Consider the following 22,943-nt stretch of genomic DNA (forward strand, 5'->3'; position numbering starts at 1 on the left):
ATGGCCGCACGCGCCGCTTGGGGCATGGCCCGCGCGGCTGGGGTTCAGACGGCGACGTTAAGCCCCAACCCGAGCCCGACAGAGAGCTGCGCGGCCACGGGGACGATAAGCAAGGCGCCCCCGCAGACCCACTGAGGAGCCGTGGCCGCCGTCGACTGACCCGGCTGCGCGGCCAAGCTGCCCGAGGCGTCGGCGCCGCCCGAGACCGCCGTGCCCACCGCGACTCCGGTGCTAGCCGCGACTCCGGTGCCGACGGCTCCGGTTCCCGCCGAGCCTCCGGTGGCCGACGCTCCAAGGTCGGCCAAGACTCCGAGACCGGCCGAGGCGTCGGCGCCGCCCGAGACCCCCGTGCCCGACACGGCTCCGGTGCCCGCGGCTCCGGTTCCCGCCGAGCCTCCGGTGGCCGACGCTCCAAGGTCGGCCGCCACTCCGAGGTCCGCCGCGACCCCTACATCCGCCGAGACTCCGAGACCGGCCGAGGCGTCGGCCCCCCCGGAGACCGCCGTGCCCGACACGGCTCCGATTCCCGCCGCGGCTCCGAGGTCAGCGGACACTCCCAGGCCGGCCGACAGTCCGAGGCCGCCCCCGACCAGTGTGCCGGCGGTGCTCGTGGGGGTGGACGCCCCGGTCGGCGTCGCCCCGGTCGGTGTCGCGTCGGTCGCCGCGGGGTTCGGAGCGACGGCCGTCCCCGCAGTACTCGGATTCGGCGAGACGGCGGTCGTCACGTCGGTCGTCGCCGGGTCCCGCGGGGTGGTCGTCGCCGGGTCCGTCGCCGTCTCCGGGCGTGTCGCCGTCTCCGTTTCCTGCTCGACGGAAGCGCTCTGCTGCGGCTTCGCTTCCGTGTTGGCCATGGCGAACTGGTCGTTCGAGGGAATCGCCTTCGAGTCGGTGGCCTGGTGATTGGCCGGGAGCGACCGGGAATCCGTCTCCGACTTCTGGAACGGCGTGAGCACCAGGGTGACATCACGCAGCAGGAATTGGCGCTGGCGCTCGTGCTGGCGCCCGTGCTGGCGGTTCTTATTGGAATTCTTCCCCGTCGGCGGGCCAGGCCGCATGGCCATCATGGGGCCGAGGACGCCGCTCATGCCGGTTGTGGCACCGGCGGAAGTGGCGGTCGCAGCGATGACGGCACCGCTGGTCAGCGCGGTGCTGATCACGAGAACCCCGACGAGGCCCTGAGCCTTGGGCATTTCGTTTCCCCCTTGAGTGAATTACTGCCGGACACTCCGCCGTCACACACCAGCCAGGCAAAATGTCATGGTGACAACCTTTCGCAGTCGATCACTGCGTTTCCTTAGTTGCCCCACCATTCATGACACAAACAGCGGTCAGCGGCTCTTTAGATCCCACTGCCGCATTATTGATAATCCGCGCGCCGACATATCCGACCGTCGCGGGAATATTCAGCCATGCCAAATTTCTCGCGCATCGCCATTTATGTCTGCCATATCCTGATAAATCTATAAGTGCTGCACGTAAGGCCTATAACCCCCCACCCCGACCGTGCGGGCGAGAGACTGGAGGTTCTGTCACCCATCCCTGCAAGGATTCGTGCCAAAAGGGACACGCTAATCCGGAAACCTGGTGGCCTGGTCGTCGAGGTCACTGACGGCACCGCGGAGTACAACGCGACGAATTACCGCATCTCCCTCTTCTACGACCTGGCCAAGACCTCGGTGAACGGCTTGGCGTTCGCACAATCCAAGGAGCTGGCGCCGTACGGCGCCACGGCCGTGTCCCAGACGCCGGGCTGGTTGCGCTCGGAGATCATGCTGGAGGCGTACGGCGTCACGGAGGCGAACTGGCGCGACGCACTGGAGAGGCAACCGCATTTCGCCATCTCGGAATCGCCTGCATATGTGGGGCGCGCGGTCGCGGCACTCGCCGCCGACCCCGAGGTGGCGCGATGGAACGGGCAGTCGTTGTCCAGCGGGCAACTCGCCGGTGTCTACGGCTTCACCGATGTGGACGGAAGCCGGCCCGACGCGTGGCGCTACATGGTCGAGGTCCAGGACGCCGGTAAACCCGCCGACGTGGCAGGTTACCGATGAGCCCCGTACATGTGAGCAAAGCCGGTCCGCCGGGGCCGCAGATGGAAGTCCGGACCCTAGCTGGTCACGGCATCAATGTCTGCGCCACCTGAGGCCCGGGCTCCGGCGAACGAGTGCCGGGGCCTCAGTGCAGAAGGCCCCGGTGCTTAAGGCATCGGCGCGAAAGGCTCCGGCGCTGAAGGGGCATCCGCGAGGCCACCGTAAGCGAGGACGCGGGTGATGCCGGGCGATATGTCCTGACGCGTATGGGGAGCCGGCGCTAAGCGCCCAATCCCAGTTCGCGGGCGATGAGCATGCGCTGGACCTCGCTGGTGCCCTCGCCGATCTCCAGGATCTTGGCGTCGCGGTAGAAACGGCCCACGGGGAACTCGTTCATGAAGCCGTAGCCGCCGAAGATCTGGGTGGCGTCGCGGGAGTTGTCCATCGCCGCGTTCGACGCGACCAGCTTGGCGATCGCGGCCTCCTTCTTGAACGGCAGGCCGGCCAGCATCCGTTCGGCCGCGTGGTAGTACGCGAGCCTGGCCGTGTGAACCCGGGCCTCCATGTCGGCGATCTTGAACTGGATGGCCTGGAAGCGCCCGATCGACTGGCCGAAGGCCTGGCGATCCCTCGCGTAGCGCACGGACTCGTCCACGCAGCCCTGGGCGAGGCCCACCGAGAGGGCGGCGATGGCGACGCGGCCCTCGTCGAGAGTCTGGAGGAACTGGGCGTATCCCCGGCCGCGCTCGCCGAGGAGGTTCTCCGACGGCACGCGGCAGTCGGTGAAGGACAGCTCGCGGGTGTCGGAGGCCGACCAGCCGACCTTGGAGTATTTCCTGGACACCGTGAACCCCGGCGTCCCGGAGGGCACGAGGATCGTGGAGATCTCCGGCCGCTCGCCGCCGCGTCCCGTGATCGCGGCCACGCCCACCACACCAGTGATGTCCGTCCCGGAGTTCGTGATGAACGCCTTGGTCCCGTTGATGACCCATTCGCCGCCGTCGAGCCCACCCTCCAGAACGGCCGTGGTCCGCATACCGCCCGGCACGTCGGAGCCGCCGCCGGGCTCGGTCAGGCCGAAGGCCCCGAGCGTCTCCCCCGAGGCCATCTTCGGGAGCCACCGCTCCTTCTGCTCCGCCGTACCGAACCGGAGGATCGGCATCGCGCCCAGCGAGACCGCCGCCTCCAGGGTGATCGCGACCGAGGAGTCGACCCGGGCGAGCTCCTCCAGGGCCAGGCAGAGGGCGAAGTAGTCGCCGCCCATGCCGCCGTACTCCTCGGGGATCGGCAGGCCGAACAGTCCCATCGCGCCCATCTTGCGGACGATGTCGTAGGGGAACTCGCACCGCTCGTAGTAGTCCCCGATCACGGGGGCGACCACCTCGCGGGCGAACTCCTCGACGGTCTTGCGCAGCTCGATGTGCTCGTCGCCCAGCATCTACATCTCCTTCGCGAGGGCCTGGACCACCCGGGACGGGCTCGGACGGCCGAGTTTCCCGGCCAGCCACAGGCTGGTGGCGACCAGTGATCGGAGGTTCACGCCGGTCTCGACGCCGAGACCGTCGAGCATCCACACGAGGTCCTCGGTGGCGAGGTTGCCGGTGGCGCTCCTGGCATAGGGGCAGCCGCCGATGCCGCCCGCCGAGGCGTCCACTACGGTCACCCCCTTGCGCAGCGCGGTGAGGGTGTTGGCGAGGGCTTGGCCGTACGTGTCGTGGAAGTGGACGGCGAGCCTCTCCGGGCCGATGCCGTCCGCCGGGAAGGCGTCGAGCAGCGCCTCGACGTGCCGGGGGGTTCCGATGCCGATCGTGTCCCCGAGCGACAGCTCGTAGCAGCCGAGGTCGAGCAGCCTCCGGCCGACGCTCACCACCTGCTCGGGCGCGACCGGGCCCTCCCAGGGGTCGGCGAAGCACATCGAGACGTACGCCCTGACCCGCAGGCCGTTCGCCAGGGCCCGCTCGACGACGGGCGCGAACATGTCGAACTGGGAGTCCACGGTCCTGTTGAGGTTGCGCTGGGCGAAGCTCTCGGTCGCGCTGCCGAAGATCGCGATGTCGGTGACCCCGTGTTCCAGCGCGCGGTCCAGCCCCCGCTCGTTCGGGACGAGCACCGGATAGCGGACGCCGTCGGCGCGCGGCAGCCCGTCCAGGAGCTCCTCGGCGTCGGCGAGCTGGGGCACCCACTTCGGGTGGACGAAGCTGGTCGCCTCGATCGTGCGCAGCCCGGCCTCGGCGAGCCGCTCGATGAGCTCCCTCTTGACCTCGACCGGCAGGGTGACGTCCTCGTTCTGCAGGCCGTCCCTCGGCCCGACCTCGTAGATCGTGACTTTCACGACGTCGCCTCCGCGAGCACCCTCGCCAGCACGGCGTCGAGCTCGACGGCCTGGCCGGCCCGCACGCGCAGCTCGGCCAGCACCCCGTCGACGGGGGCCGTCACGGTGTGTTCCATCTTCATCGCCTCCACGATCAGCAGCGGCTGACCCGCGGTGACCTCGTCGCCCTCCGCCGCCTTGACGACCAGCACGGTCCCGGGCATCGGGCTGCGGACGACGCCGTCGCTCGTACGGCTGCCGCCCGGCCGGTCGCCGGGGTCGCCGGGCTCGTGCCGGACGAACGGCCAGGCGTGGCCGTCCCTCGCCAGCCAGACGGTGTCGCGGTCCTTCGCCACGGCGTATCGCCGGGTGATCCCCTCGACGGTGACGAGGGCGTCGCCGTCGCCCGTCCAGGTCAGCCGGGCCGAGCCAAGTGAACGCTCATTAACTTTGATCTCGGCGTCGGCGGCGGGCCCGCGGACCTTCGCGTACCGGTAGTCCGTCCATGCCCGCTCCCCGATCCGCCATCCGTCCGCGACGTCCCACGGGTCGCCGGACCCCGCTTCCCGTGCGCTTTCCCGTGCCCTTTCCCGTGCGCCTTCTTGTTCGCCGTGGAAGACGAGCGCGGCCGCCGCCAGGACGTCCTCGGGCGGCGGCCCGCCGGCGAGATCGGCGAGATGCCGCTCGACCAGCCCGGTGTCGAGCCGCCCGGCCACGACCTCGGGATGCGCGATCAGCGCGCGGAGGAAGGCGATGTTCGTGGTCACGCCGAGGATCGCGGTCGAGGCCAGCGCCCGGTCCAGGGCCGCCAGCGCGGCCACCCGATCGGGGGCCCAGGCGATGACCTTCGACAGCATCGGGTCGTAGTCGCTGCCCACGACCAGGCCCTCGGCCAGCCCCGAGTCCACCCGCACAGAGTCCAGCCGCACAGAGTCCACCCGCACGCCGGGCGAGGACGGTTCCCGCAGCGCCAGCACGCGGCCTCCCGTCGGGAGGAACTCGCGCGACGGGTCCTCGGCGTACACCCGCGCCTCGACGGCGTGGCCGCTCAGCCGCACGCCGTCCTGCCCGAACGGCAGCGGCTCCCCGGCGGCGATCCTGAGCTGGAGCTCCACGAGGTCGAGGCCGGTCACCATCTCGGTCACCGCGTGCTCGACCTGCAGCCGGGTGTTCATCTCCATGAAGAAGAACTCCAGCGGCCCGAACTCCAGCGCTCCCGGGCGGCCGGAGACGATGAACTCGACCGTGCCCGCGCCGACATACCCGACGGACCGGGCGGCCTCGACCGCCGCGGCGCCCATCCGATCCCGCGTCGCGGGATCGAGCAGCGGCGACGGCGCCTCCTCGACGATCTTCTGGTGGCGGCGCTGGAGGCTGCATTCGCGCTCCCCCAGATGGACGGCGTTGCCGTACGCGTCGGCCATGATCTGGATCTCGATGTGCCGGGGCCGCTCCACGAACCGTTCGATGAGGAGCGTGCCGTCCCCGAACGCCGCGACAGCCGTACGGCGGGCCGACTCGATCGCGTCGGGCAGCTCGGCGGCCGACCTCACCAGCAGCATGCCCTTGCCGCCGCCGCCGGCCGAGGGCTTGAGCAGCGCGGGGAAGCCGTCCCATGCGCGGAGGTCGTCGCCGGGCTCGGCCGCGCCCGGGACCACCGGCACCCCGGCGCGGGCGACTGTCGCCTTGGCCCGGATCTTGTCGCCCATGGCCTCGATCGCCTCCGGCGGGGGGCCGACGAACACCAGCCCCGCCGCCGCGCACCGCCGGGCGAACTCCGCGTTCTCCGCGAGGAACCCGTATCCGGGATGTACGGCCCCGGCCCCGGCGAGCCGGGCGGCCTCGATGACCCCGTCCATGTCGAGGTAGCCGCGCGGGAGCCGTACGGCCAGGTCGGCCGCGCGGACGTGCGGCGCGTCCCGGTCGGCGTCGCTGTGGACGGCGACGGACCTGATGCCCATGGCCCGGAGCGTCCGGATGATCCGGACGGCGATCTCCCCCCGATTGGCGATCAGCACACTCCCGAACACCCCCTCACCCCTTCTCCGCGTGATCATGCACACCTTCCCCGACCCGCACGACGACCTGCGCCGACACGGTTCGTGACCATGCGCGGGTTCCCCCGCATGCACCGCCACCAGCGGATACGCCTTTCGTGATCATGCACGCTCACATCCGGAAGACGCCGTAGCCGACGGGGTCGAGGGGGGCGTTGGCGGCCGCGCCGAGCGCCAGGCCGAGGACGGTCCGGGTGTCCGCCGGGTCGATGACGCCGTCGTCCCAGATCCGGGCCGTCGAGTAGTAGGGGTTGCCCTGGTGCTCGTACCGCGCCCGGATCTCGTCGGCATCCGATTGGCGCCGAGTCCGCGCCGAGTCCGCGTTGCCCACGGTGGACAGCACGGTCGCGGCCTGCTCTCCGCCCATGACCGAGATGCGGGCGTTCGGCCACATCCACAGGAAGCGCGGCGAGTACGCCCGCCCCGCCATGGCGTAGTTCCCCGCGCCGAACGAGCCGCCGATGATCACGGTGAACTTCGGCACCCGGGCGCAGGCGACGGCCGTGACCATCTTCGCGCCGTGCTTGGCGATCCCCCCGGCCTCGTACGCCTTGCCGACCATGAAGCCGCTGATGTTCTGCAGGAAGACCAGCGGGATGCTCCGCCGGTCGCACAGCTCGATGAAGTGGGCGCCCTTCAGGGCCGACTCGCTGAACAGGATGCCGTTGTTGGCCACGATCCCCACCGGGTGGCCGTGGATCCTCGCGAACCCGGTGACGAGCGTCGGGCCGTACTCCGCCTTGAACTCCAGGAACCGGCTGCCGTCGGCGACGCGGGCGATGACCTCGCGCACGTCGTACGGCGTGCGCGTGTCCTCCGGGACGATCCCGTACAGCTCGCGCGGGTCGAAGGCCGGCGGCTCGGCGGGCGCGACGTCCCAGGGCCGGGGCTGCCGCGGGCCGAGCGTGGCGACGATGTCCCTGACGATCTTCAGGGCGTGCGCGTCGTCCTCGGCGAGGTGGTCGGTGACGCCGCTGACGCGGGCGTGGACCTCGCCGCCGCCCAGCTCCTCCGCGGTGACGGTCTCGCCCGTCGCCGCCTTCACCAGCGGAGGGCCGCCCAGGAAGATCGTGCCCTGACCGCGGACGATCACGGCCTCGTCGCTCATCGCGGGGACGTAGGCGCCCCCCGCCGTGCACGACCCGAGCACGGCCGCGATCTGCGGGATGCCCCGCGCCGACATCGTGGCCTGGTTGTAGAAGATCCGCCCGAAGTGCTCCCGATCGGGGAAGACCTCGTCCTGCTTGGGAAGGAACGCCCCGCCCGAGTCGACCAGGTAGACGCACGGCAGGTTGTTGTGAAGCGCGACCTCCTGAGCCCGCAGGTGCTTCTTGACCGTGATCGGGTAGTACGTGCCACCCTTCACCGTGGCGTCGTTGGCGACCACCACGCACTCCCTGCCGGAGACCCGCCCGATGCCGGTGATGATCCCCGCGGCGGGGGCCTCGTCGTCGTAGAGGCCGGTCGCGGCGAGCGGGGAGAGCTCCAGGAACCGGCCCCCCGGGTCGAGCAGCGTGTCCACCCGGTCCCTCGGCAGCAGCTTCCCGCGCTCGACGTGCCTCTCCCTGGCCCGCTCGGGCCCGCCCCTGGCGGCGGCCGCCAGCCGCTCGCGCAGATCCGCCACGAGGCGCTCGTTCACCTCGGCGTTCCGCTTGTACGGCTCGCCGCCCGGGTCGCAGGCGCTCTCCAGCACCGGCCAGGCACTCACGTCCATGCTCGGATGTTAGTCATCATTAACTCGCTTCGTCTACTATGGTGTGCCGTGACCACCACCGCCCGGACCCCTACCCGAAATCGCCGCGCCGAGATCCTCGACGCGGCGGCGGCTCTCTTCGCGGCGCGGGGCTTCCACGGGGTGTCGATCGAGGACATCGGCTCCGCCGTGGGGATCTCGGGACCCGCCCTGTACCGCCACTTCAGCGGCAAGGAAGCGCTGCTCGGCGAGATGCTGCTCGACATCAGCGAGCGGCTGCGCGAGCAGGGCGCCAGGCTCGCGACCACGGCCGACCCCGCCACGGCCGAGGCGGCGCTCGACGCGCTGCTGCTGGGGCACATCGAGTTCGCCCTGAGCTACCCGGCGCTCATCCGCGTGCACGAGCGGGAGCTCGACAACGTGCCGGAGCCGTCCCGCCGCGCGATCCGGCGGCTCCAGCGCCTCTACGTGGAGGAGTGGGTGACGGTGCTCACCGAGTTGCACCCGTCGTGCCCGCCCGCGCGGCTGCGGGCGGCCACCCACGCCGTCTTCGGCCTGCTCAACTCGACTCCCCGCAGCGCCGGCGAGCTCAGGCCGGAGGCCATGACCGCGTTGCTGCGCGAGATGGCGAGGGCCGCCATCGCCGCGCTCACCTGAGGAGCCGCGCCGACCTGGCCGGGTGTGCTACTTGAGCAGCTTGCGGGCGGCCTGCTCGATGTCGGCCTCGGACAGCAGCACGGTGTCCGCCGCCTGACCCAGCGGGATGAAACTGTCCTGCGAGGTCACCCGGGCGATCGGGCCGGAGAAGCCGCTGTCGAGCAGGGCGGCCATCACGCTCTCGGACACACCGCCGGCCCGGCGGGTCTCATCGGCGATCAGGACCCGGCCGGTCAGCTCGGCCGCCCGCAGCAGGTCCTCCACGGGCAGTGGGGAGAGCCACCGCAGGTCGAGGACCCGGCAGCCCTTCTCCTCGGCCGTGAGCTTGACCGCCGCCCGCAGGCTCATCCGGACGCCGTTGCCGAAGGTGACGATGGTGAGGTCGCGGCCGTCGCCGTACGAGCGGGCCCGGCCGATCGGGACGTGCGTCTCCGCCCACCGGGCGGGCGGCGCGTACGGCGCCAGCCAGCCGCCGTCGCCCTCGTCGAACAGGTCACGGGTGTGATAGAGCGCGATCGGCTCCAGGAACACGGAGACGGTGCCGTCGGCCCGGGCGGCGGCCAGGCAGGTGCGCAGCATGGAGGCGGCGTCGTCGGGCCGCGAGGGCGAGGCGACCACCACGCCCGGGATGTCGCGCAGCGCGGCGATCGAGTTGTCGTTGTGGAAATGCCCGCCGAAGCCCTTCTGGTACGCGTAGGAGGCGACCCGCAGCACCATAGGGTTGCGGAACGCCCCCTGCGAGAAGAACTGCAGTGTGGCGGCCTCCCCGCGGATCTGGTCGAGCGCGTTGTGCAGGTAGGCCAGATACTGCACCTCCGGCACCGGCAGCAGCCCCGACACGCCCGCGCCGAGCGCGAGGCCGAGGATGGCCTGCTCGTCCAGCAGCGTGTCGAAGATCCGCTCCGCGCCGAACCTCCGCAGCAGCCCGCGGGTCACGCCGTACACGCCGCCCTTGCGGGCCACGTCCTCACCGAACAGCACGACGCCGGGGTCGAGCGCCATCACGTCGGCGAGGGTCCGGTTGATCGACTGGGCGAGCGTGAGCTTGCCCTCCAGCTCCGGCAGCGTGGCGAACGCCCGCTCCCGTGCCTGGGCGGGCGCCACGCGGGCGGCCTCGACGGCCACCTGGCCGGGGCGGCGCGGCGCGAGTGGCGCCATGACGTCGTGGGCGGAGGTGAGCCGGGGCCGCCGGGTGCACTCCATCGCGAGCTTCATCACGTGCTCACGCTCGGCCTCGTAGCGGGACAGCAGCTCGTCGGGCGTGATCAGGCCGCCCTCGACGAGCAGCCGTGCCGTACGGACGAGGGGGTCGCGTTCGAGGTCGAGGGCGATGTCCTTGCGGGTCCGGTAGGCGATCTCGACATCGGAGCCCGCGTGCCCCATCAGCCGTACGGTCCGCAGGTGAAGGAATGCCGGGGTGCGGGTGGACCGCACGTGGTCGGCCGCCCGGCGGGCCACGTCGTGGACGTCGGCCAGATCGCAGCCGTCGGCCGAGAAGTATTCGAGCTGCGGGTTCCTGCCCTGCTCCACCCAGCCGGGGGGCGTCTTCACACTGATCCCGATGCCGTTGTCCTCGCAGACGAACAGCACGGGGAGCTGGAGCCCGCGGAACCGGCTGTACGCGGCGGTGTTGAGCCCGCTCAGCGCGGAGGCGTGGTTGACGGAGGCGTCGCCGAAGCTGCACACGGCGATGGCGTCCGCCGGCCACTTCGACGGAACCCCGAGAGTCCTGGCGCGCTCGATGGCGAAGCCGACCCCAACGGCGCGCGGCAGGTGGCTCGCGATCGTGGAGGTCTGCGGGATCACCGCCAGGTCGTGATGGCCGAAGACCTTGTGCCGGCCGCCGGCGATGGGCTCCTCCACCGCCGCGGCCAGCCCGAGGAGCACGTCACGCAGCCCCTCCTCGGCCAGCCGCCCGGCCTGGGCGGAGCGGGCGAGGTAGAAGGCCCCGGAGCGGTAGTGCAGAAGCGCCGGATCGGTCACGCGGAGCGCGGCGGCCACCGCCGCGTTTCCCTCGTGCCCCGAGGACCCGATCGTGTAGAAGCCCTCGTTCCGCTCGCGCAGGACGCGGGCGGCCACGTCGAGCAGGCGGCTGCCGAGCTGGACGGCGAAGAGCTCGCGGCACCGCGCGCCCGTCAGGGTCGTGCCCTCCCGCACCGGAAGGCCCGGATCCCTGGCGGGTCCCGGCGTCAGCGCGCCGACGACCTCGGCGAAATGCGTCTCCACAGCGTCCCGCACCACAAGCCCGATTATGTCGCAGGATGCACGCTCCGTCCCGCAGAGTGACCAGTCCGTTGTCTCTGGTTGCGGATCGAGCTTCTCTTGAGGCTCCCTTGAGTGTTCTTTGACACAAATCGGTGACGAACCGTAAGAGGTCACAACCATCCACCCGTTTCGTTCGTCTACTAGTAAGGAATGACGTGGCACCCTCAAGCCGCGTTCAACCAACGGGGAAGGAAGGTTCACCCGAGATGTTGAAACGCATCCAAGCCGTCATCGCCGCCGTGGCGATAGGCGGCGCGGCGCTGGTGGCCGCACCAGCGAGCGCATCCGCGACATCCGTCGACAATCCCGTGATCAAGTCGCTGACCGTCAGCGACAATCCGATCAGGGTGGCGAGCAGCGGCGGCACGAACGTGACGTTCACCGCCACCACGGAGAAGACGGAGAGCGGGAAGTTCTACCTCACTCCCCCCGGGCCCAGCGTCGCCACTCCGTTCAACCCGACGTCCGTCTCGGCGGACAAGAACACGTGGACGCTGACGCTCAAGTTCACGCGGGACGAGAAGCCGGGCGACTGGACCGTCCGGTTCGACGCCAACGGCGTCGCGGGCTCCACGCCCGACTCGAAGTCCGCCGGCTTCAAGGTCATCCAGATCTGGGAGACGGACATCGCCGGTTTCGGAGCGGCCCCCGAGCCGATCAAGGCCGGTAACGTCCTGACGCTGTCGGGCCGGCTCCTGATCAACGGCTCCAAGGGCTGGCACGGCTACGGCGACCAGAAGGTGTACATCTCCTTCAGGGAGGCGGGCGCCTCCTCCTACAAGCGGGTCGCCTACGACTACACGAACTGGAAGGGCGAGTTCGCCGTCGGCGTCAAGGCCTGGAAGACCGGCTGGTGGAAGGCCGAGTTCGACGGGGTCAAGGACGAGTCGCTGGGCACGCAGAGCGAGACCGACCAGGTCGACGTGGTCTCGGCGCCGAAGCCGCCGCCGCACGAGCCGGAGCCGAGCTTCGAGAGCCGCGTCATCAGGTTCGACGCCGCTCCTGAGCCGGTGAAGCACGGCCGGTTCCTGTACTTCAGGGGCAAGCTCCAGGTCTGGGACGAGGGCTGGGAAGGCTACGGCGACGCCAAGGTCACCCTGTGGTTCAAGACCAAGCACGGCCACTGGAAGTACGTGAAGACCACCTGGACCAACGGTTCGGGCAGCTTCTACACCAAGAGCAGGGCCTGGAAGTCCGGCTACTGGAAGGTCGTCTTCCACGGGAACGACGAGGCCGACGGCTCCTCCAGCAGTTGGGACTGGGTCAGGGTCAAGCACTAGACGCTTGATCGCGACTGGACGGCCCGGGGCGTTCTCGCCCCGGGCCGTTTCGCTTGTCTCGTCCGGCTATTCGGTGCGGCGGAACTGGGCGATCGCGATGCTCAGCAGCACGCCGCCGATGGCCGCCACCAGGCCGAGCTCGACGCCGACCGTCAGGTGCCAGCCGAACCAGGTGATGCCCGGGTTGAGCACCGCGTCGACCTGCGGGGGGACGTCCAGATGGCCGAACACCGCCCGGCGCATCGGGTCGACCGCGTAGGTCAGCGGGTTGATCGTGGTCAGCACGTGCAGCCACGACGGCAGGTTCGCCAGCGGGAACATCGCGCCCGACAGGAACATCATCGGCATGATGGCCATCTGCATGACCCCGAAGAACGACTGCATGTTCTTCATCCGGGCGGCCAGCAGCACGCCGAACGCCGTGATCGTGAACGCCGCGAGGAACATCTCGGCCAGCAGGGTGACGATCAGGCTCGGCGAGTACGGCACGCCGACCAGGCCCGCGAGGGCGAGGATGATGACGCCCTGGGCGGTCGCGACCATGGCGCCGCCGAGGCACTTGCCGATCACGATCGCGCCCCGGCTCACGGGGGCGACGAGCATCTCGCGCAGGAAGCCGAACTCGCGGTCCCAGACGATCGATCCGGCCGAGAACATCGCCGTCATGATCACCGTCATGGAGATCATGCCCGGGTACATGAACGTGCGGTAGTCGATGCCGGGGATCGAGCCCCGCACCAGCGAGCCCAGGCCGGTGCCCATGACGAACAGCCACAGGATCGGCTGGATCAGCATGGACACCATGCGCGTGCGGTCGTTGACGAACCGCAGCATCTCGCGGTGGAGCACCACCTTGACCGCGCGGGCGTTGTGCGATCCGCTCGCACGCGGCACGCTCACCCTGACCACTTCGGTCGCCATCGGTGTCACCTTCCCCTGGCCATGGCGCGCATCCACTCGTTCCCCGTGCCGGACTCGGCGTCGCGGATCGTGGAGCCGGTGTAGGACATGAACACGTCGTCGAGCGACGGGCGCGACACGCTGACCGACCGGATCGGCAGGCCGAGGTCGGCGAACAGTCGCGGCACGAACTCCTCGCCGGACGCGACGGCGAAGGTGACCTGACCGTCCCGGACGGCGGCGTCGAGGCCGAACCGGTCCTTGAGCAGCGCGATCGCGCTCTCGTCGTCACCCGTCTGGATTTGGACCCGGTCCTTGCCGACGCTCGCCTTGAGCGCCTCCGGAGAGTCGATCACCACGATCCGGCCGTGGTCGATGATCGCGATCCGGTCGCAGAACTCGGCCTCTTCCATGTAGTGCGTCGTCATGAAGATCGTGATGTCCTCCATGTGCCGCAGCTTGTTGATATATCCCCAGATGGCGGACCTGGTCTGCGGGTCCAGGCCGACCGTGGGCTCGTCCAGGAACAACACGCGCGGCGAGTGCAGCAGGCCGCGGGCGATCTCCAGCCGCCGCTTCATGCCACCCGAGAACGTCATGACCTTGCTGTCCTTGCGGTCCCAGAGCGCCACCATCTCCAGGACCTGCCTCATCCGGTCGCCGAGCACCTCCTTCGGCACGCCGTACAGCTCGGCGTGGAAGCGGAGGTTCTGCTCGGCCGTGAGGTAGCCGTCCAGGGTGGGGTCCTGGAAGACCAGGCCGATGTTCTGGCGGACCTGGTCCCGCTCGGTCACGACGTCGTGCCCGGCGACCGTGGCCGAGCCGCCCGTCGGATTGATCAGCGTGCACAGCATGCTGATCGTGGTCGTCTTGCCCGCGCCGTTCGGCCCCAGGAAGCCGAACACCTCGCCCGGGGAGACCTCGAAGTCGACGCCCTTCACGGCCTCGACCTTGCCGTACGTCTTCTTCAGCCCGCGTACGGCTACCGCGGCATTCATCCGCCATCCTCCGCAAGAATTCTGAACATCGTCTTCCGGGTTTCCTTGAGCAGCTTCTTGGTCTCGGCCACCTGCCGGTCGTCCGCCACGTGGGTGAGGTGGACGAACGCCTCGCCGAGCTGCCCCCAGAGCATGCGCAGTTCGTGCCTGTCCTCGGGGAGGCTGCGCGCCACCTCCGCCCAGGGCTCGGCGCTCGCGTCCGCGTGCCGGCGCCCCTCCTCCGTCAGCCGGTACGTCCGGCTCCCGCCCGACTCCTCACCCCTGACCAGCCCCTCGTCCTCCAGTTGCTGGAGCGCCGGGTAGACCGAGCCCGGGCTCGGCCGCCAGATGCCGCCGCTGCGCCGGGAGATCTCCTCGATCATCTGGTAGCCGTTCCGCGGCTCCTCGCTGAGCAGCGCCAGCAGCGCCACCCTCACGTCGCCCCGCCGTACCCGTGGGGAGAAGTGCGGCGGCGACGGCGGGACCGGCGGCAGGGGAGGCAGTGAAGGTATCGGCGGTGGCGGGAAGGGGGCCCGCGGGGGGAACGGCGCGTGGACCATCCAGACGTCCCCACGGGGATCCCCATGGATGTCGCCGTGAATGTCTCCGCGAATGTCTCCGCGAATGTCCTCGTCCATCCCTTCGTGCATGTGCTCGTGCATGCTGATCCCCCAACTATCGAGATACGTGAAAGATATATCTAGATAGTTGGCAGACGCAAGGTCGTTTAGGGCCGCTTATCCGAGCGGGCCGCGCTTTCAGAGCCAGTCGCGGCGTTTGAAGACCAAGTAGAGCGTGCCGCAGACGACCCCCATGAGCACGATCGCCAGCGGGTAGCCCAGGGCCCAGTGCAGCTCGGGCATGTGGTCGAAGTTCATCCCGTAGATCGTGCCGACCAGGGTCGGGGCGAACAGGATGGCCGCCCAGGCCGAGATCTTCTTGACCTCGTCGCCCTGCGCGGCCATCTCCTTGTTCTGCGCCTGGCTGACCAGGGTCGCGTTGACGATCAGGATGTCCTGCAGCATCTGACGGAAACCTGACACGCGCTCCGTCACGGTGATGGCGTGGTCGGACACGTCCCGAAGGTAGCTCTGCAGCTCCGCGTCCACGCCGTACTTCGGCGACGCGGCGATGAACCCGTCGAGCATGCCCACCAGCGGGCTCGTCGCCCGCTGGAACTCGATGACCTCACGGGACAGGGCGTAGATGCGGCGCGGCGCGGCCGGGTCCCCGCCGAAGACCTGCACCTCGATCTCGTCGATGTCGTTCTGCAGGCCCGCGACGACCGGCGCGTAGCCGTCCACCACCACGTCGAGGATCGCGTACAGCACGGCCTGCGGGCCCTGGCGGAGCAGGTCGGGGTCCGATTCCATCCGGCGGCGCACCTTCGACAGGTCGGGCGCCTCGCTGTGCCGTACGGTGAGGACGAAGTCCGGTCCGATGAAGACGTGCAGCTCGCCGAACTCGACCTTCTCCGGCTTGTCGAGATATTGGGCGGCCCTCAGCACGACGAACAGCGTGCTGCCGTAACGGTCGGCCTTCGGCCTCTGGTGGGCCACGATGGCGTCCTCGATCGCGAGCTCGTGCAGGCCGAACTCCTCGGCGGCCTTGATCAGCTCCGACTCGTCCGGGCGGTAGAGTCCGATCCACGCCATGGCCCCGGGCCGGGAGCGCAACGAGGCGATCGCGCCGCCAAGCGACAGCGGGGAGTCCACCCGCCGGCCGTTGACGTAGACCGCGTTGTCGATGACGCTCTGCTTGATCGATTCGTCGTCGCTCCTCCGGGGGTCCATGGAGTGCTCGGGAGCCTGCTCAGGCTTGGTCCTCATCAGTCCACGCAGTCCACGCATACGCCGCTCAGCCACACATAGAAGGTAGAGCCTGCCAGTAGGAGGTGAACCCCCTGAAAGCGCTCTGGAACGAGCTGACCTCGACCCAGGTCCCGCCACCGCTGTGGCTGATCGTCCTGTCCGGGTGCGCCGCGCTCGCGATCGTCGCGTACCCACCCGCGTGGCACATCTCCCGGGGGCTGATCACGATCGCCCACGAGGGCGGGCACGCGCTGGCGGCCGTGCTGACCCGGAGGAAGCTCCGCGGCATCCGGCTCCACTCGGACACTTCGGGCGTGACGCTCACCAAGGGCAACCCCACCGGCCTCGGCATGATCGCGACGGCGGCCGCCGGATACGTCGCGCCGTCGCTGATCGGGATGGGCGCCGCCTGGCTCGTGGCCGCCGGCTACATCGCGCTCCTGCTGTGGACCGTGCTCGCGTTCCTCGTCTGCATGCTGCTGATGATCCGCAACCTCTTCGGCGCGGTAACGCTGCTCGTCGTGGGGGGCGCCGTCTTCGCGCTGTCCTACTTCGCGCCGCCCGCCATCCAGGCCGTCTCGGCCTACCTGGCGGTGTGGTTCCTGCTGGTCGGAGGCGTCCGGCCGATCCTGGAGCTGCAGACCAAGCGCCGCCGCGGCCGGGCGCCCGACTCCGACGCCGACCAGCTCGCCCGCCTGACCCGGATCCCCGGCACCCTCTGGGTCCTGCTGTTCCTCCTCGTCTCGGCCGCCGCGCTCGCCGCCGGCGGCTATCTGCTGGTCAGAGAAGTGTTGACCCTGAACGTCCCTTGACGACCTTGAGCTGGGCGGGGATCCGGACGCGGAGCTCCGCCACGTGGCTGACGATGCCGACGGCCCTGCCTCCCTCGCGCAGGCCGTCGAGGATGTCGAGCACGTCGTCGAGCGTCTCGTCGTCGAGCGTGCTGAACCCCTCGTCCACGAAGAGGGTGCCGATCTCGGCGCCGCCCGCCTCGGTCGTCACGACGTCGGCGAGCCCCAGCGCCAGGGCGAGCGAGGTGATGAAGCTCTCGCCGCCGGACAGGCTGGCCGGGTCGCGGTCCACCCCGGTCCAGCCGTCGAGCACCCGCAGCCCGAGCCCGCCTCCCGACCTGGCCCGGTCGCCCGCGGCCTTGCGCATGTCGTGCTGGAGCCGGTAGCGCCCGGCGGACATGTGGTCGAGGCGCTCGTTGGCGGCCTCCACGACCTGGCGGAGCCGCTCGCCGAGGACGAACGACGACAGCCGCATGTGCCACTCGTTGTCCGTGGAGGTGCCGCCCGTCAGCTCCGCGAGCCGCCGGGCGAGACGATGCCGCTCCTCGGCGGGGCGGTAACGCCGGACGGCCGCACTCAGCTCGGCGGCGAGCCCGCCCAGCTGGTCCAGCCTGTCCCGCGCCCGGTCGCGTGCGGAGGTGCGCGTGGTGTGCTCCCGCTCGGCCCGGTCGTGGTCCAGCTCCAGCTCGGGCAGGTCGGGAACCGGTTCGGCGGCCGCGGCGGCCAGCTCGGGATCGGCCAGGAGCCGGTCGGCCGTCACCCGCTCGGCGTCGAGGAACCGGAGCCGCCCGGCCATCGCCTCCCGGTCGGCCGCCGAGCGGACGGCCGCGCCGGCCCGATCCAGACCGGCACGGCCCGGGCCGGGGAAGCCCGCCTCGGCCGCGGCGTCGGCGGCCCGCTCCAGGGCCTCCTCGTGCTCGCGGTCGGCCGTGGCCGCCGTCCGCGTCGCCTCCGCCGCGTCCCGGATCAGCTCGGCCTCGTCGAGGAGCCGGTCCAGGCGGGCGGCGAGGGAGGGGTCGTTCCCCCGGGCCTCGTCGACCAGGGCGGTCAGCCTGTCCTCGTCGGCCGCGAGCCGCTCCCGGCGCGCCCGGGTCTGGGCCGCCTCGATCTCGATCTGGCGGGCCCGTCCGGTCAGCTCCTCCAGCTCGGCCGTCAGCCGGGCGGCGGCCCGGACGAGGCCGGGCTCGCGCGCCGCCCTCTCCTCCGCCCGCCGCAGGCTCCGCTCCGCGTCGGCCGGATCCCCCGCGTCGCCCGCGAGGCGCTCCCGCTCGGCCAGGAGCCCGGCCAGGCGGGCCCGGCTCTCGGCGACCAGGCGACCGGCCTCTTCGGTCTGGTCACGGGCCGCGTCGAGGTCGGCGGTGAGCCGTGCCACCTCGGCGACGGCATCCGGCTCCCCCGCCGCGACCTCGCGCAGCCGGGCCAGCTCGGCCTCGGTCTCCGACAGCGCGGCGCGGGCCTCGCCGGCGGGCAACCCTCCAGCTCGGGCCGTCACGTCGCCGAGCCGTGACGACAGCCCGGCCACCCGGGCCTCCGTCTCCTCGCGGATCTGCCGGGCGACCTCGAAGTGATCATGAGCGGCCTGCTCGTCCTGCTCCGTGAAGGCGGCGCTGGAGGCCTGGGCGGGGGCGGGATGGTCCGCCGACCCGCACACCACGCAGGGCTCCCCCGCGACGAGGGACGCCGCCAGCTCGGCGGCCATGCCCTCGATGCGGGCGCGCCGGACCTCCTGGAGCCGGTCGCGGGCGTCCTGCGCCCGGTCGATCGCCCCGCGCCGGTCCCTCTCGGCCGACTCCAGCTCGCCCGCCAGCGCGTCGCGAAGGACGGCGGCGTCCAGCCGGTCCCGGGCGATCTGGCAGGCGGCCTCCAGCGCGGGGATCCGCGCCGCCTCGGCCAGCAGAGCCTTGAGCCGCGCCCGCGCGGCGTCGAGCAGCCGGGGCAGCGCGTCCCTGGCGGCGAGGGCCTCCACCTCACGGCGGGCCGACTCGGCCTCCGCCCGTTCCGCCCGCTCGGCCTCGCGGGTGACCTCGCGGAGGCGGACGGCGAGGTCACGGGCCGCGGCCAGGCCGGGGATGCTCGCCGCGGCGAGCCGCGCGTCCACGAGTAGGCTCTCGGCCTCTTGGCGCTCTCCGGGCAGCACGGCGAGCCGCCCGGCGAGCCGCGTTTCCTGATCGGCGAGGCCGGACAGCGCCCGGCCCGCGGCGGCGAGCTCGGCCCGCACGTCGTTCAGGCGGGACTCCTCCGGGAGGAGCTGCCGGACCTGGGCGATCTGGTCGCGGCGCCGCCGCTCCAGCTCGGCCAGCCGCTCCTCCCACCACCACTCCGCGCCCCGCGGCCCTTCTTCCTGCCCGTGCTCTGCCTGCTCCTGCTCTGTCTGCTCCTCCTGCCCCCAGTGCCCCTCCTGGCCCGGCAGGGCCCGGCTGACGGCGTCGGCGGCCAGCCGCCTGGCCTTGGCGGCCGCCTCGGCCCGCTGCTCGACCTGGCGGATCAGCGGGAGCACCCGATCGGCCCGCGCCGCCTCGTCGAGGATCGCCTCGAGGTCCGACCGCTCCTCCGCCGCCCGGTCGAGCTCGTCGCGCCGGGCGAGGGCGGCGGCGTGCCGCGCCTGCCGCTCCGCGAGCGCCTGGCCCTCCTTGAGCCGGGATCGCGCCGAGCGAAGCACGGCCTGGCTCGCCGTACAGGCCTCGGCGGCCCGGTCGAGGGCGGCGCCAGCGAGGGTGAGCACGGCCTCCGGCTCGTCGTCCGGCACCGGCAGCTCGTCTCCAGCGGCGCCCCTCATGCGGTCGACGACCGAATCGACCCTCTGCCGGAGCTCCTGCCGCTCGCGGCCGGTCACGGTGCGGCGCTCGGCGAGCCATTTCTCGACGTCGGTGAAGAGCTTGACCGAGAAGAGCCTCTCCAGCAGCTTGCGCCGGTCGTCGCCGTCGGCCCGCAGGAACCGCGCGAACTCGCCCTGGGGCAGCATGGCCACCTGCCAGAACTGGTCGGCGTTCATGCCCATCAGCTCACCGATCAGGTGACCGGCCTCGTCACTGCGGGTGGTGCGGGCGGTCCACTCCCCGGTGAACTCCTCCACGAGGACCTTGGCCTTCTCCTCGACCGTGCCGGTGCCCTTGCGCTTGGGCCGCGTCCAGGCGGGCGACCGGGTGATCCGGAACCGCCTCTCCCTGATCGTGATCTCCAGCACGACGGACGGTCCCCGGCCGGGCGGCGCGTGGTCGCAGCGCAGGCTCCGGACGCTGTCCCGCTGGCCGGGCACCCGGCCGTACAGCGCGTAGCAGACCGCGTCGAGCACGGTGGTCTTGCCCGCGCCCGTCGGCCCGTGGATCAGGAACAGGCCGGCCTCGCCGAGCGCGTCGAAGTCGACCTCCTCCGTCCCCGGGAAGGACCCGAACGCGACCAGCCGCATCCGATGCAGTCTCACGAAACCTCCTTGATCCGGCAGGCTTCGACGGCCTCGGCGAGCAGGCGTCGCTCGTCCTCGTCGGCGGGCTCACCGCGCACCCCCCGCACGAAGTCGAGCGCCACGTCGAACTCGGCCCGCCCGGCGATCCGGGCGGAGCGCGCCGGGGGGGCCGCCGTGCCGTCCGGCTCGAAGGAGAGGGCCAGCGCGTGCGGGAAGCGCCCGCGGAGCCGCTTCATGGCCTCACGGGGCCGGACCGGGTCGGTGAGCGTCACCTGGAGCCAGTGCTGTTCGCGGTCGGCGAACCTCTCGTCCGATAGCAGGTCGTCGAGGCGGCCCCGCAGCCTGCCGACGGGACGGGGAACCGGCGCGGGGACGAAGGCGACCTGCGCGGCATCCTCTCGGCCGGCGTCGAGATCGACCAGCCACGAGCCCTTGGTGTGGTTCGCCTCGGAGAAGGAGTAGGCGATCGGGGAGCCCGAGTAGCGGATGGTCTCGCTCATCGTCTGGCGTCCGTGCAGGTGGCCGAGCGCCACGTAGTCGGCGCCCGCGAAGGCGCTCAGCGGCACGTGGGCGACCCCTCCGACGCTGATGTCCCGCTCGCTGTCGCTCGCCTCCCCACCGGTGACGAACGCGTGGGCCAGCACGACCTTGCGCCGCGCCCCGCCCCCCGGCCGGTGGGCCCGGATCCGGTCCATCGCGTGCGAGATGGCGGCGGTGTGGCTGCGCTCGGCCAGCTCCCAGGGACCCCTGACCAGCTCGGGCTCCAGATAGGGGATGCCATAGAAGGCCGCGTCGCCGATGACCACCGGATCCCAGGCCCGCGCCGGGTCGGTCCGCAGGTGCACCAGCTCCATGAGGTCGGCGCCGAAGCCGAGCCGTACGGCCGAGTCGTGGTTGCCGCTGATCAGCACGGTGTGCACGCCCAGCGCCTTGAGCCTGGCGAGCGCCTCGTCGCACAGGGCCACCGCGTCGACGGACGGCAGCGCGCGGTCGTAGACGTCGCCCGCGACCAGCACGACGTCGACCCGCTCCGCCCGTGCCGTCTCGACCAGATGGTCGACGAACGCCGCCTGGGCGCTCAGCAGGCTCTCCCGGTGGAAGGACCGGCCGAGATGCCAGTCGGAGCTGTGCAATACGCGCATGTCGCAGGAAGCTAACAGGTCCCTCCGACAAATGTGGCCTCCTCCGCCACCTCCGGAGATCGGGTAATGACTTAGCCTGGTTTCGGTGTTGGTTGATCCACCGGGGAGCGGCCTCATGAAATTGGGCCGGGGCACGCTGGGAGTCGTCGCCGGCGTGCTGATGGTCGTGCTGGCGGTGCTGGGCTATGCGCTCTCTCCGCCCGCCTTCGATCCGCCACCGCTGTACGCGTCCCCGGAGTTCCGCTCGCTGCCCGCCCAGCCCGCCGGTGAGATCCGGCACGTCGCCACCACGGCGCGGGTCCGGACGGAGACCGTCAAGGTCGCGGCGCGCGGCGAGACGCTGTCGGCCACGATCAGGTCGCCCATGTCGCCGGGCAGGCATCCGGCGATGGTGTTCGTGCAGGGCTCGGGGTCGAGCAGGGGGTCGGAGTTCACCGTCCAGTCCGAGTGGCTGGCGAAGGCCGGGATCGTGACCATGGCCTACGACAAGCGCACGGTGGGCTACTCCTTCCGCAGCCGCGACTTCTCCCTGCTGGCCGACGACGCCCTGCGGATGCTGCGGGTGCTCCGGCAGCGGCCCGACGTCGATCCGGCGCGGGCGGGCATCTGGGGGGTCAGCGAGGGCGGCTGGGTCGTCCCGATCGCCGCCCACAGCGCCGAGGCGGCGTTCGTGGTGCTGGTCTCGTCGCCGAACGTCTCGCCCCTGCGCCAGGTCGCCTGGGCGCTCAACGAGCAACTGCTGCGCCTGCACGCTCCGGGCGGAGTGCGCGACCTGCTCACCCGTGCCATGGGCGGGGTCGGGTTCGACTTCCTGCGCTACGACGGCGTCCCCGCCCTGCGGGCCGTCAAGCAGCCGGTTCTGGCGCTGTACGGCACGAACGACCCGTCGATCCCCTTCGTGGAGAGCACCGAGACGCTGACCACGGCCCTGAGGGAGGGCGGCAACCCCGCCTACACGATCCGGTTCCTGGCGGGGGCCGACCACGCGATGCGCGGGAACGGCGGCGGGTTCGTCCCCGGCTACCTGCCGACCCTGGCCAACTGGATCACCCGCCTTCCCGGCACGGCCAGGCCCGCCGTGCCGATCGCAGGCGCGACGCCCGTGCAGCGGTTCGAGGCGAGCGACGTGCCGGCCGCTCCCTGGTACGGCGGAAGCACGACACTGTGGCTCACCCTCTCGCTGGCCGCCGTGGGCTACGTCGCCGCGCCGGTCACGGAGATGGTCATCCGGCTGCGCGGCCGCGACCTGCGGCTCCAGACGAACATCGACCTGTGGCCGGCCATCCGCCGCCGCCTGCGCCGCATGGCCTGGACCGGCCTCGGCGAGCTGGCCGCCGTGCTGGCGTTCATCACGCTCATCGTGCTGTTCTCGGTGAACCAGGCCGGGGCGTGGCCTGCCGTACAGGCCGGATGGCTCGTCGTGCGGCTGCTGGCGATCGCGATGCTCGCGCAGGAGGTCGCCGCGGCGGCCGCGGTCGTGAGCGGCCTGCGCGACGGCTGGGAGCCGACCCGCTGGCAGAAGAACATCCTGGCCGGCGTCCTGGGCGGCACGGGCCTGCTCCTGATCACGGCCGCGTACTACGGGCTGTTCACCTTTCCCTGGTAGGGGCAAGCCCCGTCTAAATG

At 71.3% G+C, this 22,943-nt stretch carries 16 protein-coding genes and 1 pseudogene; 5 read left to right on the plus strand and 12 right to left on the minus strand.

Annotated features, from left to right (window positions below; genetic code table 11):
- Positions 1-44: 44 nt before the first annotated feature.
- Positions 45-1,190 (minus strand): hypothetical protein, encoded by a 1,146-nt coding sequence (locus tag ABH927_RS09215; RefSeq protein ID WP_370019871.1) that lies wholly within the window; start codon positions 1,188-1,190, stop codon positions 45-47.
- A gap of 378 nt (positions 1,191-1,568) precedes the next feature.
- Here ABH927_RS09215 and ABH927_RS09220 point away from each other — a divergent pair.
- A pseudogene (locus ABH927_RS09220) lies at positions 1,569-2,051 on the plus strand (short-chain dehydrogenase); the annotation flags it as partial.
- Positions 2,052-2,310: 259 nt separating this feature from the next.
- Here the strand turns inward: ABH927_RS09220 and ABH927_RS09225 are convergent.
- The 4 genes from ABH927_RS09225 to ABH927_RS09240 form a co-directional block, all read right to left on the minus strand.
- The gene (locus ABH927_RS09225; protein ID WP_370019872.1) at positions 2,311-3,468 is read right to left on the minus strand and encodes an acyl-CoA dehydrogenase family protein; all 1,158 of its coding nucleotides are present in this window, start codon (positions 3,466-3,468) and stop codon (positions 2,311-2,313) included.
- Positions 3,469-4,362: a hydroxymethylglutaryl-CoA lyase gene (locus ABH927_RS09230; protein WP_370019874.1), complete on the minus strand. Its 894-nt coding sequence runs from the start codon at positions 4,360-4,362 to the stop codon at positions 3,469-3,471.
- Complete coding sequence (locus ABH927_RS09235) at positions 4,359-6,398, minus strand: biotin carboxylase N-terminal domain-containing protein (RefSeq protein WP_370019876.1); 2,040 nt, start codon at positions 6,396-6,398, stop codon at positions 4,359-4,361. Before ABH927_RS09235 ends, ABH927_RS09230 begins: the two co-directional genes overlap by 4 nt.
- Before the next feature lie 112 nt (positions 6,399-6,510).
- Entirely contained in the window at positions 6,511-8,112 is a 1,602-nt protein-coding gene (locus ABH927_RS09240; protein WP_370019877.1) for a carboxyl transferase domain-containing protein, read from the minus strand.
- A 6-nt stretch (positions 8,113-8,118) separates the two neighbouring features.
- On the opposite strand from ABH927_RS09240, the gene ABH927_RS09245 reads away from it, so the two are divergent.
- Positions 8,119-8,748 (plus strand): TetR/AcrR family transcriptional regulator, encoded by a 630-nt coding sequence (locus ABH927_RS09245; RefSeq protein WP_370019879.1) that lies wholly within the window; start codon positions 8,119-8,121, stop codon positions 8,746-8,748.
- Positions 8,749-8,775: 27 nt separating this feature from the next.
- On the opposite strand, the gene ABH927_RS09250 is transcribed toward ABH927_RS09245, so the two are convergent.
- The gene (locus tag ABH927_RS09250; RefSeq protein ID WP_370019881.1) at positions 8,776-10,989 is read right to left on the minus strand and encodes a thiamine pyrophosphate-dependent enzyme; all 2,214 of its coding nucleotides are present in this window, start codon (positions 10,987-10,989) and stop codon (positions 8,776-8,778) included.
- 230 nt (positions 10,990-11,219) lie between these two features.
- Between ABH927_RS09250 and ABH927_RS09255 the strand changes: the two genes are divergently transcribed.
- On the plus strand, positions 11,220-12,293 hold the full coding sequence (locus ABH927_RS09255; protein WP_370019882.1) for a hypothetical protein: 1,074 nt from the start codon (positions 11,220-11,222) through the stop codon (positions 12,291-12,293).
- Between the two features lie 66 nt (positions 12,294-12,359).
- Here ABH927_RS09255 and ABH927_RS09260 read toward each other — a convergent pair whose 3' ends face one another.
- The 4 genes from ABH927_RS09260 to ABH927_RS09275 form a co-directional block, all read right to left on the minus strand.
- Complete coding sequence (locus ABH927_RS09260) at positions 12,360-13,214, minus strand: ABC transporter permease (RefSeq protein WP_370019884.1); 855 nt, start codon at positions 13,212-13,214, stop codon at positions 12,360-12,362.
- Positions 13,215-13,219: 5 nt separating this feature from the next.
- A complete protein-coding gene (locus ABH927_RS09265) occupies positions 13,220-14,191 on the minus strand; it encodes an ATP-binding cassette domain-containing protein (RefSeq protein ID WP_370019886.1) in 972 nt (323 codons plus the stop codon).
- Positions 14,188-14,607: a PadR family transcriptional regulator gene (locus ABH927_RS09270; RefSeq protein WP_370019888.1), complete on the minus strand. Its 420-nt coding sequence runs from the start codon at positions 14,605-14,607 to the stop codon at positions 14,188-14,190. Before ABH927_RS09270 ends, ABH927_RS09265 begins: the two co-directional genes overlap by 4 nt.
- Before the next feature lie 321 nt (positions 14,608-14,928).
- Complete coding sequence (locus ABH927_RS09275; RefSeq protein WP_370019889.1) at positions 14,929-15,999, minus strand: magnesium and cobalt transport protein CorA; 1,071 nt, start codon at positions 15,997-15,999, stop codon at positions 14,929-14,931.
- A 74-nt stretch (positions 16,000-16,073) separates the two neighbouring features.
- Between ABH927_RS09275 and ABH927_RS09280 the strand changes: the two genes are divergently transcribed.
- Positions 16,074-16,793: a M50 family metallopeptidase gene (locus tag ABH927_RS09280; RefSeq protein WP_370020221.1), complete on the plus strand. Its 720-nt coding sequence runs from the start codon at positions 16,074-16,076 to the stop codon at positions 16,791-16,793.
- On the opposite strand, the gene ABH927_RS09285 is transcribed toward ABH927_RS09280, so the two are convergent.
- Together ABH927_RS09285 and ABH927_RS09290 are read right to left on the minus strand one after the other, a co-directional pair.
- Positions 16,762-20,193, minus strand: a complete 3,432-nt coding sequence (locus ABH927_RS09285) for an AAA family ATPase (RefSeq protein ID WP_370019891.1) — start codon at positions 20,191-20,193, stop codon at positions 16,762-16,764. The genes ABH927_RS09280 and ABH927_RS09285 overlap by 32 nt on opposite strands.
- Positions 20,190-21,317: an exonuclease SbcCD subunit D gene (locus tag ABH927_RS09290; protein WP_370019893.1), complete on the minus strand. Its 1,128-nt coding sequence runs from the start codon at positions 21,315-21,317 to the stop codon at positions 20,190-20,192. Before ABH927_RS09290 ends, ABH927_RS09285 begins: the two co-directional genes overlap by 4 nt.
- 115 nt (positions 21,318-21,432) lie before the next feature.
- Between ABH927_RS09290 and ABH927_RS09295 the strand changes: the two genes are divergently transcribed.
- Positions 21,433-22,923: an alpha/beta hydrolase family protein gene (locus tag ABH927_RS09295; RefSeq protein WP_370019895.1), complete on the plus strand. Its 1,491-nt coding sequence runs from the start codon at positions 21,433-21,435 to the stop codon at positions 22,921-22,923.
- Positions 22,924-22,943: the final 20 nt, after the last annotated feature.

This window comes from Planotetraspora sp. GP83 (genome assembly GCF_041262585.1).
Classification (GTDB): Bacteria; Actinomycetota; Actinomycetes; order Streptosporangiales; family Streptosporangiaceae; genus JAOEGB01.